Raw genomic sequence first — 16,090 nt, 5'->3', positions numbered from 1 at the left:
GTGGATGGGGTGCTGCCGACAGTCCCAGATGAAACAGGAAGTTTTTGTTAATGAATGTTAGCAAAAATCGAACGGATGCGGATTTTGTGCGACTATTTGGTAACGATCGACTTTCTGACTAAGGAAGCCGATCGCTACGGACTGACTCCAGATGCAGCGAAGTTCCTTGTCAAGCAGAGTCCTGGGTACATGGGTAGCGCAGTGGAATTCCTCGTTTCCCAGACGATGGTGGATGGATTCAAAGATGTTGCTGCTGCCGTCAGAAAAGGCGGTACGGCGATACCAGACGCGGGAACGGTGGCACCCGATCACCCCGTATGGGTAAACTTTGCTAAGGCTATGGCACCCTTGATGGCGGTTCCGGCACAATTGATGGCGCAACTGGTAGACGGCGATGCCAGTAAGCCGTTGAAAGTGCTTGATATTGCAGCAGGTCACGGTGTGTTTGGCATTGCGATCGCTCAACGCAATCCCCATGCCCAAATCGTAGCTGTAGATTGGTCTGGAGTGCTGGAGGTTGCAAAAGAAAACGCTCAAGCGGGGGGAGTTGGCGATCGCTACAGTACCATCCCTGGCAGCGCTTTTGATGTTGATTGGGGCACTGGCTACGATTTAGTTTTGCTCACCAACTTTTTGCATCATTTCGATGTGGCAACCTGTGAAACGCTGCTTAAGAAAATATATACAGCGATCGCTCCTGAAGGTAGGGTGGTAACCTTGGAACAAGTTCCCAACTCAGACCGGGTTACGCCCCCCGAAGCCGCACGTTTCAGTTTGGTGATGCTTGCTACAACCCCTCACGGCGACGCTTATACTTTTGCGGAATACGAACAGATGTTTAGCAATGCGGGTTTTGCGCGAAGCGAACTCCACCCCCTGCCTCCTTCCTTGGCCCAGGTAGTGATTTCATACAAGTAGGCTAATGGCGATCGCAACTGCGGCAGTTCATTCTTCACAAGATTGAAATACCAGCGTCACAACATCGCCATCTTGGTTGCTCATTATAGATATAGCTTCTAATTGCTCCTGACATCAACAAAGAAAACCTAGAGCGCATCTCCTCTAGGTTTTTTATTAAGAAAAACTGACTTCGTAGACAGCAAACATTTCTCCATCGTGCTTCTTCTCCACTTTGGCACCCGCGTCTTTTATGGCTTTTTCCCATGCGGCGATCGACTCTAAAAAAACTTCGGCACCCAAATACATTTCTAAAACTGCCCAATCTTCAGCCAAAGGTTTAGTAGGGTCGAGAACGTCAAATACAAACCGACCATCCGGTTTCAAAACCCGCTTGACTTCTGCCATAACAGCTTGCCAGTAGTTGATTGGAAAATAACAACTAGAACCAGTAGCGATCGCTAGATCGAAAAAAGCGTCTTCATATTTTAACTCGTGAGCTGCTCCTAGTTGAACTGCCTTAAATAACTTCGAGTTAAGTTGGGAACCGCGAGAATTGAGTGCATCCCGTGCCACTGTGCTGATTTCCTGACCGTAGAAATACGCTCCCCAATCCCGCCAAGGGTAAATTAAGAAGCTGACACCACAGCCAATATCTAAACAACGCTGGTTCTTTTGAGGTTGTGCAATTTGCCAAAAAGGAGAAGTAATTTTAGGATTGAGCGTACCGCCAGCCCATTCCCTAAAAATTGGCATTGCTTCGACTTCCGGTGGTAGTTCAAAAGCTTCACCTCGGTACTCTTTGTTAAACCGATGTGCCACTTGGGCAATCATGGTTTCCTGGATTTTTTCTAATTGATATGCGTCAAAGCCTTCAATCCCAGATGAAGGCGTTTTCCGTTGAGCGGATGGCTGCGAATTTTGTTTAGACATCAGGCAGATTTTGCTCCAATAATGCTACATTTTTAGGATATTTCGGAGTTGTGATGCTGTTTTCAAAAAAATCACATTTTTATGACTCTGCTCCTCTGCTCAAATAGCATAATAAATACGGAATATCCGACAGCTTGCAGCTTAGCTATAACGTAGCAAACTTGTCCGTTGCTTCAATCAAGGCACTGCGAATTCCCGGTTCGCTCATCGAATGTCCAGCATCGGGGACAACGATAAATTCTGCTTCAGGCCAAGCACGATGCAATTCCCAAGCTGATATCATCGGACAGACTACATCGTACCGTCCCTGAACAATTACTGCTGGAAGGTGGCGGATGCGATCGATATTCAAAAGTAATTGTTCTTCTGTTTCTAGGAAGCCTTTATTAATGAAGTAATGACACTCAATTCTGGCAAAAGCATCTGCGAATTGATGATCCCCGAATTTGTGCTTTAAATCTGGGTCTACTAATAATTTACTGGTGCTACCTTCCCAGATTGACCAAGCACGGGCAGCTGCGAATCTGATTTGAAGATCTGGACTGGTCAACCGTTTATAATAAGCTGCTATCATATCATCCCGTTCATCGGGAGGAATTGGTTTTATATACTCCTCCCAAGCATCGGGAAACAGATAGCTAGTGCCTTCTTGATAGAACCAGCGCAATTCTTTTTGTCTCAACATGAAGATGCCGCGCAGGATTAGTCCTTTGCAGCGTTCGGGATGGGTTTGACTGTACGCCAAGGACAGGGTACTTCCCCAACTGCCGCCGAAGATAACCCATTTGTCGATGCCTAAATGCGATCGCAATTTTTCAATGTCACTGACCAAATCCCAAGTCGTATTTTCCCGCAGTTCGGCATGAGGCGTACTTTTTCCGCAACCGCGTTGGTCAAACATCACCAACCGCCATTTTTCGGGGTTAAAATATTGGCGATAAAAGGGCGGACAACCACCACCAGGCCCACCGTGCAGTAAAACTATTGGCTTTCCTTGCGGGTTGCCTGACTCTTCAAAATAAATGGTGTGGAGGTCAGAAACCTGTAAAGTTCCTTGTCTGTAAGGAATGATAGGAGGATAAAGTTCTTTCATTTCAATATTTTAGCACTGCTTTAGCAGTAATATCAAATCCGCTAGAACCTTTCTACTGTACAAGTATTTAAGTGGTGGGCAGTGCCCACCCTACAAAAATCGCTAAAAATTAATTGTGCAAGTGCTTGTCATATTCTACTTTACCGTAATCGAGTTTGACAATGCGATCGCATGAGTGAAAATATCGGTCATCGTGACTGATAACTAGCACAGTTTTACCTCGGTTCTTAAGTTCTGGCAATAGTTGAGTATAAAAAATCTCCTTAAAAACTGGGTCTTGATCTGATGCCCACTCATCAAATAAATAGATCGGACGGTCTTCCAAATAGGCAGTGAGTAAACCCAAACGCTTGCGCTGTCCTTGGGATAAAGCAGTAGTTGAAAGCACGCCATCTTTTACTTGCACTTTGTGGTCTAATTCTAGTTTGATCAGATAATCTTGCGTTTGAGTCTCAAGATTGGAGTTACCCAAACCCAACAAGCTTTCAAACAAATAAAAGTCCGAAAAAACCACTGCAAATTGCTGCCGATACCATTCTCTAGTCTCCTTGTCGATCGGCTTACCATCGACCATAATTTCTCCACTTTCAGGGATATAAAGTCCGGTAATGAGTTTTGCAAGAGTAGATTTACCGCTGCCATTACCCCCGACTAAAAACACCAGTTCTCCTGGCCGAAAAACGAGATCGATCGGGCCAAGAATAAAATTATGTTTCTCATTTTGTCCGCTATAAGCATGAGTAACTCCCATCAGTTCTAAGCGCTGCCAGTCGGACGTTAAGTTAGGCCGAACAATTGCGTTTTCGTTAGACTCAGATTCACTAGCTAATGATAAACCCAAAGTTTCTATCTTCCTTAAAGCAACGCTGGCTCTGCTCAAGTTGGGAAGCATATCCATAATGTTCTTGACGGGCATCATTAAGTAAGTGATCGTCAAAATATAGGCGGATAATACAGAAGTGCTAATATTAGCCAATTTGGGAAGACAAAAAATCAACAGCGCCGTCGCAAAGAAAAAGAGGATTTGACCTCCATTAGAAGCAATAGAGAAGATATTCAAGCTGACAACTTTGTAATCTCGCGCAGCGGCAGCCGTGGGTTGGAGTTCGCTTGATAGAAAGGCTTCACGGCGCTGTTGGTGCAGCTTTAATTCTTTAATACCTTCCGTGATGGCGCGGAAGTGTTTAAACAATTTATCTTGTTCTTCGCGAGCGAGAGTAAAGAAGTGAGTCCCCTTGTTTAACAGTAATTGAACAATGAATATAGCTGCAATTATGAAGCAGATCATCCCCAGCAATGCTTGCCAGGAAAGCCAGCCTAAATAAATCATGCAGCCAATTACTATGGCAAGATCGATGCAGAGGAAGGGAATAACAAAAACACTGGTAGAAAGCGCTTGAACATCTTCTGTGAGAGTTGCTAAAAGACGAGGGGCACCCAGTTGTTCCAGGTGACGCAAAGAGGTGGATAAAATCCGGCGGCTCAAGCGTATTTGCAGGTCGAAGATCACTCCTTGGGAAAGGCGGATTAACAAAATCTGGGAGACGAGTCCAGAGATGAGTACCACCATTGCTAGACCGACAAAGCTCAAGATTGAGGTGGTTGTCTGGATGCCGCCGTTAGCGGCATTGTTGATCAGAGCAATCAGTCGAGCGCTGCAAGCTCCGCTGAGCAAACCTGTGAAGACAGCGATCGCCACAAGGCTCCAAGATGCGCGTAGAAGAAGATAGATGACGTTCATTCAAACCTGCTCAGTGTCTTTATTGCGATCGCCTACGAGAGGCGAATCGATCGAATGGAAGGGCTGGGGCTAATCGTATTCTAAGTAACAACGCTTATATTTATGAACCAGAAAAATGGGTAGAAGTCAATAGACCTCTCCAGAAATTAAAGGTGCTAGCCCTAGAACCCTTGTAGAGACGTTTCATGAAACGTCTCTACAATGTTTTTCGGAGAGGTCTAATGACCCATACTATGTTACTGAAATCGATTATTGGGGGTGGGGTTAATTTTCTGCGGTTCTAATGGTCAGCACTTGCGGCGGTGTCGAATCGGGAGGATAGATAAAGTCTATTTGTACCGATCGGCGATCGCCTGGTGGCATTCCCAATTGCACCAAAGGTTCCAAAACCTGACCCATCGGTTGCCACAAATGCACATAGCGAGTCAGCTGCTGTCCTCGGTCATCTTTATAGCGCAACCGCACGCTGCCTCGGAACCACGGAAAATTAAAAGATGGATTTCGGAAAATTAATCCTCCTTGACTTAACCTGTCTTCTTTTAAAGGTGTTTCCAAAGTTAAACTAACCGTTTCCGGTTGGTTTGTCGCATTGTAAAGCGGCAAATTGATGTTATATTCTATTCCGTAATTACCGTGCGCTTCATAAGCTGTATCTGGATAGCGGACTAGCATTTTGGCGGTTTGGATTTGCTCGGTGCCTAACCGTCCACCCCGCAAAGTTGCGATCGGATATGAAACACCTTTACCCCGCTGTGGAATAGTAAAATCTTTGGCACCTGGCCGATCGACTAACAACGCCTGCCATCTAGAACCTTGCGCCACACCTGCAACGCGACTGTAAATCAATTGACCGCCAATTTGTTGTGGAGAAGAAGGCGTTTTATCTCGCGGGCTTGCTAAATTACCTCTATCCAGAAGGGCTTGCCATTCTGCTAAAGTGGGCGCACGTTCAGTACCATCAGGATTTTGCTTAGCAAACATCGCCAAACTAGCTGCATAAACCTTACCGCTACTGCTTAATCGCATTAACGTAGACCGACCGTTTTGCGGCTTTTCAAAATTTCGTACCGGCATGGGAAGATTCATCAACATCGCACTTTGACCGGGGCGAATAATTAGCTTAGCAGGAAAATCAACTTGTCGTTTTCCTTGCAGTACATCATGCACGGCCCGATCGCCAGGGCCAGCATAAACAGTATTATCGGGATTTTCCACATAGTGCGGTAATTTAATATAAGGTGAATCCTGAGTCAAATAACTCGCCGCCTGCAATACATCCACCGTAACGATTTGAGAACCTGGATTATGCAGAATTACTCCCAAATAATAGGTTTGCAAATCCTTGGGATTGATAGTTTGGTGGTGAACAAATAAATCGAACCGTCCCTGAAAAGGAAAATTCAGATGCGCCGCCGGAACAGCTTTTCTTGTAGGCGGAAAAGTAGAAAGTAAAATTCCTTCCATCTTCAACCATTCTGGGCTATTGCTGTTAAACATCGGCACCGTATCCAAGCTTCCTGCCAAAGCCTTTACTGGCTGAGGTTGCACGATAATTTGGGGCGTTGGCTTTGGTGTTGGTGTGTCTTGCGCTACGGCTAAAGTTTCAGGAGATGGTACAGATTTTTGCCTTAATAGCCAGCAGCCGCTCACACCAATAAGTGCGAGAACGAAGATGTAATGCGTAGGCGGAGGACTGCTTGTTTTTTTGATCATGTTACTGATATTACTCGCATAATGGTGGTATGAGCGCTAGTTATCAGGTCGTTATTGCAAAAACACTGAGAGTAATTTCAGTATATTTTCGCACTCATGGACTCAACAGCGTTCATTATTGAAATTGCGATCGCCCTTGTGACTGGCGTCACGCTTATATGGTCTCTGACCTCACCAAGCCGTGAGGTGCTTGTCATACTCTATCAAAGTCCTCAATCACCAGGTAAGGTATAGAAAACCATTACATTTAAAATTAAGAGTCAGACCTAGAGCCATGCTAGAGCAGAGCTTTTAACCTCAAGTCACAACTTAGCACTCACAAGTTATGAAAATTCCAACACTCAGCCATGTCTTATCAAATGCTCAACAGACAACAACAGTGACTAAATCAAACCATCCAGGGCAGAATCTTACCACTCATCAGGAAATAATTTGCCAGTTCTTCCTAAATATTGTTAAACAACAGTCACCAGACTTAGTTTTATCTGAATTTGAACGTTTATTTATTAATCCAGTGGGATTGCTTCATTCAGAACCACAAAAAGCTCTTAAAGAAATCCTTTACTCTAATAATCAATCAGATTTCATAAACACATTAAAACGTTCTATTTATATCCTTCTCAATAACTGGATTTTTAGCAGAAAATACAAGCCAGCACAAGATTTAATTGAACTCCTTTCTAATTTGACGAACAGGCAGTCTACCCTATCTGTGAGCGTAAAAAATCTAAGGATGTGGCTCAATATTTTTATTAATAGCGAAGACTACGAAGAACTAAAGTTATTTGTTTCCAGATACGATCATCGTGAAAAAGAACACTGGAAGAGCCGCTACACTTCTTATTTACTAGCTCCTCAGTATACCAATTCTAAAAACTTAATCGAGCAGAGGGAAGCTGCTAGAGGACTGGCAAAACAGTTGCAAGAGGAGTTCAAATTCGATTTGGCAATGTACACAGCTCATTCTCACTCTGCTTCATCCAAAAATAGAAAAACAGAGAACCCTACAGCCCTTGGTGATGAAGCTTTGCGTTTAATCAAGAAAGTTGTAGGAAAACGCGGCGCGTTCAACTATGTAAGTTTAGGCAATATTTTTATTAAACAAACTCAACGACTTACTTACAGTGCGTTTAAGCAAAGCCTGCTAAAATATTTAATATTTTCTTTAGATAATCAAGGATTGGCAGAGGCTCTAAAGACAGGGCTAACTAAAAAGCTAGAATTTCTTTATCAAACATCTAATGAAGAAGAGTTGAGTAATGCTCTGCTGCTAAAAACTTGTAATCGGGTGATTGAATACTTAACCACTGAAAAAGATGGGAAACCTTCGTCGCTTTTTGTTTCCTTAGCTTCTCAAGGAAATCCTCTAACTCTTTCAATTCTTCTCCTCAAGATTATTCTAATTTGTCCGCGCAGTCGGACTCATTTAGAAGTTTGTATGGCTAAGTTGATTGAGAACTACGAATCTTATTCGCAAAAGGAATGTCATTGGGTGATTAATTTTTTGGAGATTTCTAAAATTATATTAACCATTTACACAGAAAATGTCCGATACAACTTGGTGAATATGGAAAATGTTAATCTAACTAATCAGTCTATTAATGATGGGGATTCTTATCGAGTTTTTTCTCAAACTAAATGGGGAATGTAAAAAGCATTTGAGGCTTTTCTGTATTTATAGCAGTCGGCTTGGCACTTAGTGCATTTTTGGTCATTGAGCGGAGTCCAAATGCACTGACCAAGTGGGCATTTGGACTCCGCTCAATTACCAAACCGCCCTGGCAGTTGCTATACTATCCTATTCGAGCAAAGAAGCAGAGGAATAAAAATGTTATTTTTTTGAACAAAAGAGCCGCGAGATCCTCGACTTCTTGGAGAAGTTGGGGATTTCTGTACCTAACTCACCTAAAAAAAGCTGTATCCCCGTTATGACGCTTGGCAATACATGGGATCTAGAGTTTTGAGATAGCCTCTAAGTCATTCCCAGCGGTTGCTTGAGACTTTTTTAGGTTTGAGGAGTTATGGGTATCAGAGCCAGTTTCGATCGTTGAAACGGTAGATTTCCCCATCCCTGCAAGTTCAGCTAGTTTAGCAACGCTCAGTTTTTTGATAGGTTGTATAATTTGGAACACAGATCTGATTTTGTTTCTTGTTCAATAGTAAACAGCAACCTTTGAGAGCGAGAACATGAAACTTTCTTATCAGACACTACAAGTTTATAAAACACCCGCCCTAATCGCTTCTATGCAATCCTTTTCCAAAAAAGCTGGTATTACTGTCTTCCTAATTGGTTGTGTCGTCATTACAGGCTGGATTTTCGATATTACAATCCTCAAAAGCATCTTGCCGGGACTGGTAAGTATGAAAGCAAACACAGCTATCTGCTTCATTTTAAGTGGAGCATCTCTGTGGCTGTGGCATCAAAAACAGGACAGTGGCAATAGGCGCAAGTACTTGCGTGGCAATGCTTTGGCCTGCGCTAGCCTCGTAATTTTTATTAGTCTGCTCACATTAATTGAGTATAGTTTTCACTTAAACTTTGGCATCGACCAACTTTTTTTCAAGGAAGATATAAGCGCTGTTAGCACCGCAAATCCCGGTCGGATGGCACCCAATACTGCCCTGAATTTTTTATTGCTGGGCTCTGCGCTATTGCTATTAAGTATACCGCGCCCCAACTATCGCCCTGCTCAGTCATTTACTTTAGTAGCATTTTCGATCGCTCTACTGGGTTTATTAGGATACATCTATGGTAATGCGTACTTTTATAAAGCTGGCCCTTCTTATACAGCGATCGCATTGCATACAGCTGTAGCATTCATTCTGCTGTGCTTCGGCATATTGTTTGCCGACCCGGACAAAGGATTGATGGCAGCCGTGACTAGCGGTGACGCTGGCGGCATCATGGCTAGAAGTTTGTCCCCAGCTGCGATTGTTATTCCGCCAATGATCGGTTGGTTAATGTTATCAGGTTACCGCTCAAACGTCTACACTGCTGAAATGGCGATATCCTTGTTAGGAATATTGAATATTGTCGTTTTTGCAGTTTTGATTTGGTGGAATGCTAAAGATCTTGGGATCATCGACGGTCAGCGTCATAGAGCGGAAAAAGCACTAAAAAAAGCAAATGAAGAGCTAGAAAATAGAGTTGAACAACGCACGATTCAGCTAAGGCAAACCAACGAGCAATTAGAAAATGAAATTGCCGATCGCATTTCTACCGAAAAGGCTTTACGGCAAAGTGAAGAGAGGGAAAGACAAAAAGCCGAACAACTCGAACTTGCTTTGCACAAGCTGCAACAAACCCAAGCACAGCTAATTCAAACTGAAAAAATATCCAGTTTAGGGCAGCTAGTCGCAGGTGTCGCTCATGAAATTAACAACCCGATCAATTTCATTTACGGCAATATCAATTACGCTCATCAATACACTCAAGAATTGATGGAACTTATACGTCTTTACCAGCATAACTATCCCAATCCTGTTCCAGAGATTGATGAAAAAGCAGAAGCCATTGAATTGGATTTCCTGATGGAAGATTTATCCAAACTGCTTTCTTCCATGAAGTTGGGCGCTGAACGCATCCGGGAAATTGTCCTTAGTTTACGGAACTTTTCCCGTTTGGATGAAGCAGAAATGAAGTCAGTGGACATTCACGAAGGAATTGATAGTACCTTACTAATTTTGCAGCACCGGCTCAAAGCCAAGCCCGATCGTCCCGCCATTGAGGTAATTAAAGAATATGGCGATCTGCCCTTGGTGGAGTGTTATGCTGGGCAGTTAAACCAAGTATTTATGAATTTGCTAGCTAATGCGATTGATGCCTTGGAAATGGGGTGCCAAGAAGCGCCTAAACCTCAGATTAGGATTCACACTGAAAAAATCAACTCCACTCACATAGCGATTAGAATTTCGGATAATGGCTCTGGCATCACAGAAGAGGTACACCAAAAATTATTCGATCCTTTCTTTACTACGAAGCCAATCGGTAAGGGTACTGGTTTGGGTTTGTCGATTAGCTATCAAATTGTTGTCGAAAAACATGGCGGGCAGATGAAGTGTATTTCAGCAGCCGGTAAGGGTGCGGAGTTTGTAATTGTGTTATGCACAAGTTTCACGAACAAAATTACCAGCGACAACATTAAAGTACCCAGATCTTAGGTGGTCAGCCTGCCTTAAGAAAGCATCTTCCCAGAAAGCTCCGGCTACTGTAAGGTCGTCAGTCAGGATATAATTAAAGCAATCTAGGAGTTGTTTGCCCTATGTCAGATCCTTTACGTAGCTTGAAATATCTACCTTGGTTATCCCTATTCCAAGTTTCTGCCTTCACGACTCTTATTGTTGCTATCCTAGAATTCTTACTCAATTTAGGACTGAGATACTCTTCTCTAATCCGTGCCACGCTATCTAGTCTATATGCACCCCCTTTAGGTGTATTGATGATTTTTCTCGTAGCAGCTAGCGTAGGGATTCTGGCGGTTTGCTTACTTGAGCGGTTCTATCCACAAGTGAGAATCAACGGTAATGTCTTGTGGGCTCTAGTTCCGTGTTTAGCTTTAGTTTTAAGTTTGAAGTTACTTCTACCTTTACCAGTTGTTCTGGTAAATTTGCAAGGCACTCAGTTGATGGGTCTTCCTCTTGGTATCTTTTGGCAAGGTCAGCGATATTGGCGATAAATTAAAAATTGCTGATTAGTCATTTGTTGATTAAATCTATTCAGGGTATAGTTAATTTTTATTCATACTAAATCCCCCTTTTGTGGGGGATGTTTGGATGAGCGAAGTTGTTAGCATAACCAAAACAACTGAGGAAAGATAAATGTTTGTGACAGAGGCTCCCTGGAAACACGATCGCATCATCAGCAACGGGATAAAGCTGCACTACGTAACTCAGGGAGAGGGGCCCCTGATGCTAATGCTGCACGGATTTCCTGAGTTTTGGTACTCGTGGCGGCACCAGATACCGGAGTTTGCCAAGGATTTTAAGGTTGTTGCCCTCGATTTGCGTGGCTACAACGACAGCGATAAGCCGATCAATCTGGCGGCTTATGTGATGGATGAATTCATCAAAGATGTTGAGGGGGTAATTAAAGGACTCGGTTACGAAAAATGCGTTCTTGTGGGTCATGACTGGGGTGGTGCGATCGCCTGGAATTTCGCCTACGCCCATCCCGAAATGGTAGAGCGATTGATTGTGATGAACCTACCTCACCCAGCCAAATTTGCCGATGGTTTACGCACTCTACAACAGTTGCGACGCAGTTATTATATATTCTTTTTTCAGCTACCTATGCTACCGGAATTGTTCTTAGCGCGATCGCATTACCGAGCAATTGGAACTGTTTTTACTCGGATGGCTGTTGACAAAAACGCCTTTACGCAGGCGGATATTGAAGCTTACAAGCAAGCAGCCGCAAAACCGGGTGCTATTACCGCAGCGCTGAACTATTACCGCAATATTTTCCAGCAAAAACTACTAAATCGAGATTGGAGCGTTCTGGAAGTTCCCACACTGATGATTTGGGGAGAAAACGATACAGCTCTTGGCAAGGAACTCACCTACGGCACCCAAGCGTATGTGCGAGACTTTCGGATCGAGTACATCCCCAATTGCAGTCATTGGGTACAGCAGGAACGGCCACATTTGGTAAATCAGTATATGCGAGAATTCCTCGCCCCTACAAGCTAAAAACGCACCGCAAAGTATTACTGAATCGGTGTTCTAGCTTTCGCCTCCCTTGCGGATGAACTGCTTCAAAATCTCGCCACTAGAGCGATCCCAAGTGTCAATATGCTCGTAAATCAAACAGTCTTTGTTCAGTTTGTAAGTAGAGTAGCCAGGGTCTTGAAAGTAGATATCCTGACTATAAATGTCGTAGGATATGTCTTTCTCAAAAAGCGTCGGTAGGTCTTTTTTGAGTGTATTTACTACCTGTTCCACTTGCAATTGATGTTCCACGCGCTTAGACCACCACTCTCTGATACTGCGATTATTCTACTCGTTACTAGGCAAGAGGCTAGAGCGCCAGTCCAAATAATGCCAGAAACCGGGAATATGCGGGTTAAAGCAACGAAATCTCGACCTGAAAGGGTAGGTTGTTGCGCTTTAGCGCAACAACCTACCTCCAGAGCCTCCAAGTAGAGCGTTTCCAGGTTGAATCTGGAAACGAGTCAGGCCCAGCCACGGCGCATTGGGATAGGCTTTCGCCGTTGTGTTTAGTTTTACGCAAGGTTCGCGCTACCATAGAGGCAATGCAAAGAGCGATCGCATCGCTAAGTGTCACCATGAAAAGTTTATCCCGAATCCTAGCAATTATAGTATTTTTCAGCTTAATTTTTTTAGGATTTAAATTACGCAGTCATTCTTGCGAACTACAAGCAACAAGTGGTGAAGCCATTAGCGTGCAATCAAAGAAGCGTATTTATAATAAATTTTTTAGCGAGCGAGCTTGTTCGCCTCAAAAAATAGTTTTAGCAGTTCCCGATAATCTCAAATCAGAAACTGGAGAACCCATCACCTTAAAAGGAAATCAGTCAGCTCCAAAGATTACCACAATAATTACTATTTCTAATAAAAGTAATAGATTTTTTATCGGACGTATAGATCGAATCGCAGGGCAGTGGTTCTATACGAAATACGATTCCTGTTTGGCTTGGAAATGGAGCATTGAACAAGAAGAAAAACAAGTACTTAATTTAAGCCTAGAAAAGAACTTAGATATTTATTCACCAGAAATAGAAAAAATAATTTTTATAGTTTCAATCCCCTTTGAAGTAATCGAAAAAAATCCTAAAATCTTGGTTAAACCTTATACCTGGAATCGGGTTGGAGGATTTTATAAATGGAGTTTCTCGAATTATCCAGAATTGGTTGAAGTCTTGAGGTCAGTTGAAGACGACAGTCCTAAAGGAAGTGACATTTTTTACCCTGGTAAAGAAGTTTCTCCTAGCGTTGCTAATGAGCTTAATGATATAGACAAAATGGGAGGAGTACACTACAATAGAGAGCTTGAACCGAACATAGTTCAGCTAGACGCCCAAGGATACCAAGCTAGCCCACAATCGGGTTACTGCTCCGTTCCTCAAGATCTAGCCGATCCGATCGCTCCCAATAAGTGTAATACCGATCCTGACAAGTAAGGGTGGGTATTGAATTCACTCCTACTTAACTGTCAAGCTGTAATCATTGATATTTTATTTATGAGTAAAGAGAGCCAACCTATTTCTAGGATACCAAGGCTTGAAAAGAAATACCACGATGAAACTAGATTGTGGCTAATCTTACTTTGTGTAGTATTTGTGGTGCTAATATTTTTCGGCTTCGCCCAGTTTGCTATTCTGGATAACTTCTTTAAAACAACATTCAATATACCAGATAGAGCTAAAGTATTTGGAATCCCTACTAACAATTTACTCGGTTTTATTGCCACAGCAACTCTACCTATAACTGTTTTAATAGATGAGTCAAATATTCTGAACGAGAAGTTGAAATTATTTTTACCTTTCATAGGTAAAAATTTTTCCCCCATCTGGATAGTATTTCTAGCAGATCTCCTACTGACCTCTTTAGCTTTTTTGGAAAGTAATCAGTCAAGAGATTTTAACCTGTGGTTGAATTTAGCTACCTCTTTTACGATTGGAGCTTCTTTTTCAACATTTATCCTTTATTTAACCAAAGGAATGACTGCTGTTGGAAAATTGGCTAGCTCTGGATGGCGAAATTTGCAAATAGTAAGCGTTTATGGTATTGACCCGGTTCCCTATGGGGATGATGAAAAAGTAAGACTTAGTACGGAAGCTGAAATTGCTAGAGAGGATGCTAAAAATATCCGGCAGAAATTTGAATCTAATCAGTTAAGATACGAACAGGAAATCCAGACATTAAAAGATAAAATATCTGCTTACGAAAATCATTTAGGAGCTTTAGGACAGCTTAAGGAAAATTTTAAGCAGATTAAGGAGATGTTTCAAGAAATAACTCCTAGAAGTCAAGTCTTTTTTGAAAGATTTACCGCCATAGAAGAATCAATTAGTAATTTTATCGTGCCCAAATTTGAAAGCAGGGAAGGTATAAATAGGGATAGTAATGCAATTCCCTATAAGACATTTATAGCTCCCGATCTATCGGAGTCTGTAAGATTAGATACAACGGATAGTAATTTGCCTATGGATAATATAAGCCAGCCAATAACAAGTTTAGAATATGGCGAATTATGGCAAAATTTTACATTACCATCAGAATGTTCTCCTATAGTTATCAACCTTTTAAAATCTATGGAACGGCAAAATTTTCCTTTGCCACAGATCGGAAAATATACGCCTAAAAATAACTTGGCAAGTTGCTCAATCTTACAGTTTGAACCTTACAATATTATTGCTTATTGTAGAGATGAAAATTATATGAGGGGTGAGAAATGGGATAGTTCTGATGAACTTAAATTTAAATGTAAGTTGATCCAACAAACCATGAAAGGGTTTGTTACTTTGCACTTTACGGAACAGGAGTTAATAAGTGATACCTCAAGTATCTTGGAGCAAATTAAAAGTGCTATTGCTATGAGACAATCGATGAATTTAGATGAAACATGATGGGTAACAGCGATCGGGCCTTAGATTTTGGATTTTGGATTTTGGATTTTCAAACAAGAGATTTATTGTCTCAATACGAATCATTTTTTACCATAGATGAAGACAGATGTAGGCTCAGCCTGACCGCAGGGTACGCCGCTGAACGCAGATGAATTATTGGATTTTAGATTTTCAAACAAGAGATTTATTGTCGCAATACGAATCATTTTTTACCGCAGATGAATGCAGATGAACGCAGATGAATTATATGAAGTTTATATGAAGTATATTGATTTTTGCAAGATGTCTTCATAAACCGGGTTGAGGAAAAGCGTAGACATCTTTAATCATCTGTACCCAACTATCAGAAAGCGATTCCAGGATGCGATCGCCTTTTTCCTTCGTCGCCACAGTCGCGTCGCCCACCACACCGCTTTGGCTCAAGTCCCGCGTCACCCAGCCAAATTGCAACCTACCCTCCATAGTCAGAAGATTATCCTTTGGCAAATCGGGATACTCCGCCACAGCTGCATCCATCTTCACCTGGTCTGGCAAAATCGACAGCATCAAACTGGTTTCCGCATCACCCGCATGAATACCTAGCTGTGACTCCTTTGGCGTCAGTAATTCCTTAGTAATATGCGGCACCCGCCACGTAAACAACGGGAAAACCATCAAATCCTCATACTTTACACGAAGATCCCGCGCCGCAATTTCCATCACCTGGGGCTGACCGCCGTGGGAATTCATCAAGACCAATTTCCGAAAACCAGCCCGGTAAAGACTTTCGGCAATTTCGGTGATTGTTGACAACAGAGTTTGAGCGCTGAGGGTAATTGTACCGGGGAAATGCCAGTGTTCGTTCGATTTGCCGTAATACAGCGACGGTAGGGCGTAAGCGGGGATATCGGTTTCGAGCTTTGACAGCGCTTTACCCAGTACTCCTTCGCCGATCGCCGCATCCACAATCAGGGGTAGATGCGGACCGTGTTGTTCGATCGCACCCACAGGTAAAATTAACACTACATTTGGCTTATCCGGCATAGCTTGAATATCTTTCCAGCTTAAATAAGGAAAAAAGCGTGTCGGCGGAATAAAACTGTGCATCATATTTTTTAAGTGCTATCTGAAACCACCACATGACGG

General features: G+C 42.6%; 13 protein-coding genes. 7 read left to right on the top strand and 6 right to left on the bottom strand.

Features of this window, described 5'->3' with window-relative positions; all coding sequences use genetic code 11:
- Window positions 1-54 precede the first annotated feature (54 nt).
- Window positions 55-918, top strand: a complete 864-nt coding sequence (locus tag LAY57_RS16305) for a methyltransferase (protein ID WP_249067836.1) — start codon at window positions 55-57, stop codon at window positions 916-918.
- Between the two features lie 156 nt (window positions 919-1,074).
- Here LAY57_RS16305 and LAY57_RS16300 read toward each other — a convergent pair whose 3' ends face one another.
- The 4 genes from LAY57_RS16300 to LAY57_RS16285 all read right to left on the bottom strand — a co-directional run bounded on the left by LAY57_RS16300 (window position 1,075) and on the right by LAY57_RS16285 (window position 6,377).
- The gene (locus tag LAY57_RS16300) at window positions 1,075-1,830 is read right to left on the bottom strand and encodes a class I SAM-dependent methyltransferase (protein ID WP_420839090.1); all 756 of its coding nucleotides are present in this window, start codon (window positions 1,828-1,830) and stop codon (window positions 1,075-1,077) included.
- 145 nt (window positions 1,831-1,975) lie between these two features.
- On the bottom strand, window positions 1,976-2,923 hold the full coding sequence (gene pip / locus LAY57_RS16295) for a prolyl aminopeptidase (protein ID WP_249067835.1): 948 nt from the start codon (window positions 2,921-2,923) through the stop codon (window positions 1,976-1,978).
- Window positions 2,924-3,032: 109 nt separating this feature from the next.
- The gene (locus LAY57_RS16290) at window positions 3,033-4,664 is read right to left on the bottom strand and encodes a cyclic peptide export ABC transporter (RefSeq protein ID WP_249067834.1); all 1,632 of its coding nucleotides are present in this window, start codon (window positions 4,662-4,664) and stop codon (window positions 3,033-3,035) included.
- A 264-nt stretch (window positions 4,665-4,928) separates the two neighbouring features.
- Window positions 4,929-6,377, bottom strand: a complete 1,449-nt coding sequence (locus tag LAY57_RS16285; RefSeq protein ID WP_249067833.1) for a DUF3370 domain-containing protein — start codon at window positions 6,375-6,377, stop codon at window positions 4,929-4,931.
- Window positions 6,378-6,702: 325 nt separating this feature from the next.
- On the opposite strand from LAY57_RS16285, the gene LAY57_RS16280 reads away from it, so the two are divergent.
- The 4 genes from LAY57_RS16280 (at window position 6,703) to LAY57_RS16265 (ending at window position 12,065) form a co-directional block, all read left to right on the top strand.
- Window positions 6,703-8,028, top strand: coding sequence for a Sll1247 family protein (locus LAY57_RS16280; protein ID WP_249067832.1), 1,326 nt, complete (start codon window positions 6,703-6,705; stop codon window positions 8,026-8,028).
- A gap of 536 nt (window positions 8,029-8,564) precedes the next feature.
- Window positions 8,565-10,538, top strand: a complete 1,974-nt coding sequence (locus LAY57_RS16275; RefSeq protein ID WP_249067831.1) for a sensor histidine kinase — start codon at window positions 8,565-8,567, stop codon at window positions 10,536-10,538.
- A 101-nt stretch (window positions 10,539-10,639) separates the two neighbouring features.
- Window positions 10,640-11,053 carry a peptide chain release factor 1 gene (locus LAY57_RS16270; protein ID WP_249067830.1) on the top strand — a complete coding sequence of 138 codons (414 nt, stop codon included), beginning with the start codon at window positions 10,640-10,642 and terminating at the stop codon, window positions 11,051-11,053.
- 142 nt (window positions 11,054-11,195) lie between these two features.
- Window positions 11,196-12,065, top strand: a complete 870-nt coding sequence (locus LAY57_RS16265; RefSeq protein ID WP_249067829.1) for an alpha/beta fold hydrolase — start codon at window positions 11,196-11,198, stop codon at window positions 12,063-12,065.
- Window positions 12,066-12,098: 33 nt separating this feature from the next.
- On the opposite strand, the gene LAY57_RS16260 is transcribed toward LAY57_RS16265, so the two are convergent.
- Entirely contained in the window at window positions 12,099-12,335 is a 237-nt protein-coding gene (locus tag LAY57_RS16260; RefSeq protein WP_249067828.1) for a DUF2358 domain-containing protein, read from the bottom strand.
- Between the two features lie 137 nt (window positions 12,336-12,472).
- Between LAY57_RS16260 and LAY57_RS16255 the strand changes: the two genes are divergently transcribed.
- Together LAY57_RS16255 and LAY57_RS16250 are read left to right on the top strand one after the other, a co-directional pair.
- Complete coding sequence (locus LAY57_RS16255; protein WP_249067827.1) at window positions 12,473-13,516, top strand: hypothetical protein; 1,044 nt, start codon at window positions 12,473-12,475, stop codon at window positions 13,514-13,516.
- Window positions 13,517-13,576: 60 nt separating this feature from the next.
- The gene (locus LAY57_RS16250) at window positions 13,577-14,965 is read left to right on the top strand and encodes a hypothetical protein (protein ID WP_249067826.1); all 1,389 of its coding nucleotides are present in this window, start codon (window positions 13,577-13,579) and stop codon (window positions 14,963-14,965) included.
- Between the two features lie 288 nt (window positions 14,966-15,253).
- Here LAY57_RS16250 and LAY57_RS16245 read toward each other — a convergent pair whose 3' ends face one another.
- Window positions 15,254-16,051 (bottom strand): creatininase family protein, encoded by a 798-nt coding sequence (locus LAY57_RS16245; protein WP_249067839.1) that lies wholly within the window; start codon window positions 16,049-16,051, stop codon window positions 15,254-15,256.
- Window positions 16,052-16,090 lie beyond the last annotated feature (39 nt).

The sequence above is a fragment of the Argonema antarcticum A004/B2 genome, from assembly GCF_023333585.1.
GTDB lineage: Bacteria > Cyanobacteriota > Cyanobacteriia > Cyanobacteriales > Aerosakkonemataceae > Argonema > Argonema antarcticum.
This window is presented reverse-complemented; position numbering and strand designations above follow the sequence as displayed.

Bases quoted from the DNA above. Each gene is read 5' to 3' on its own strand.
- LAY57_RS16305 (WP_249067836.1), top strand. From the start codon at position 55: ATGTTAGCAAAAATCGAACGGATGCGGATTTTGTGCGACTATTTGGTA.
- LAY57_RS16300 (WP_420839090.1), bottom strand. From the start codon at position 1,830: ATGTCTAAACAAAATTCGCAGCCATCCGCTCAACGGAAAACGCCTTCA.
- pip (WP_249067835.1), bottom strand. From the start codon at position 2,923: ATGAAAGAACTTTATCCTCCTATCATTCCTTACAGACAAGGAACTTTA.
- LAY57_RS16290 (WP_249067834.1), bottom strand. From the start codon at position 4,664: ATGAACGTCATCTATCTTCTTCTACGCGCATCTTGGAGCCTTGTGGCG.
- LAY57_RS16285 (WP_249067833.1), bottom strand. From the start codon at position 6,377: ATGATCAAAAAAACAAGCAGTCCTCCGCCTACGCATTACATCTTCGTT.
- LAY57_RS16280 (WP_249067832.1), top strand. From the start codon at position 6,703: ATGAAAATTCCAACACTCAGCCATGTCTTATCAAATGCTCAACAGACA.
- LAY57_RS16275 (WP_249067831.1), top strand. From the start codon at position 8,565: ATGAAACTTTCTTATCAGACACTACAAGTTTATAAAACACCCGCCCTA.
- LAY57_RS16270 (WP_249067830.1), top strand. From the start codon at position 10,640: ATGTCAGATCCTTTACGTAGCTTGAAATATCTACCTTGGTTATCCCTA.
- LAY57_RS16265 (WP_249067829.1), top strand. From the start codon at position 11,196: ATGTTTGTGACAGAGGCTCCCTGGAAACACGATCGCATCATCAGCAAC.
- LAY57_RS16250 (WP_249067826.1), top strand. From the start codon at position 13,577: ATGAGTAAAGAGAGCCAACCTATTTCTAGGATACCAAGGCTTGAAAAG.
- LAY57_RS16245 (WP_249067839.1), bottom strand. From the start codon at position 16,051: ATGCACAGTTTTATTCCGCCGACACGCTTTTTTCCTTATTTAAGCTGG.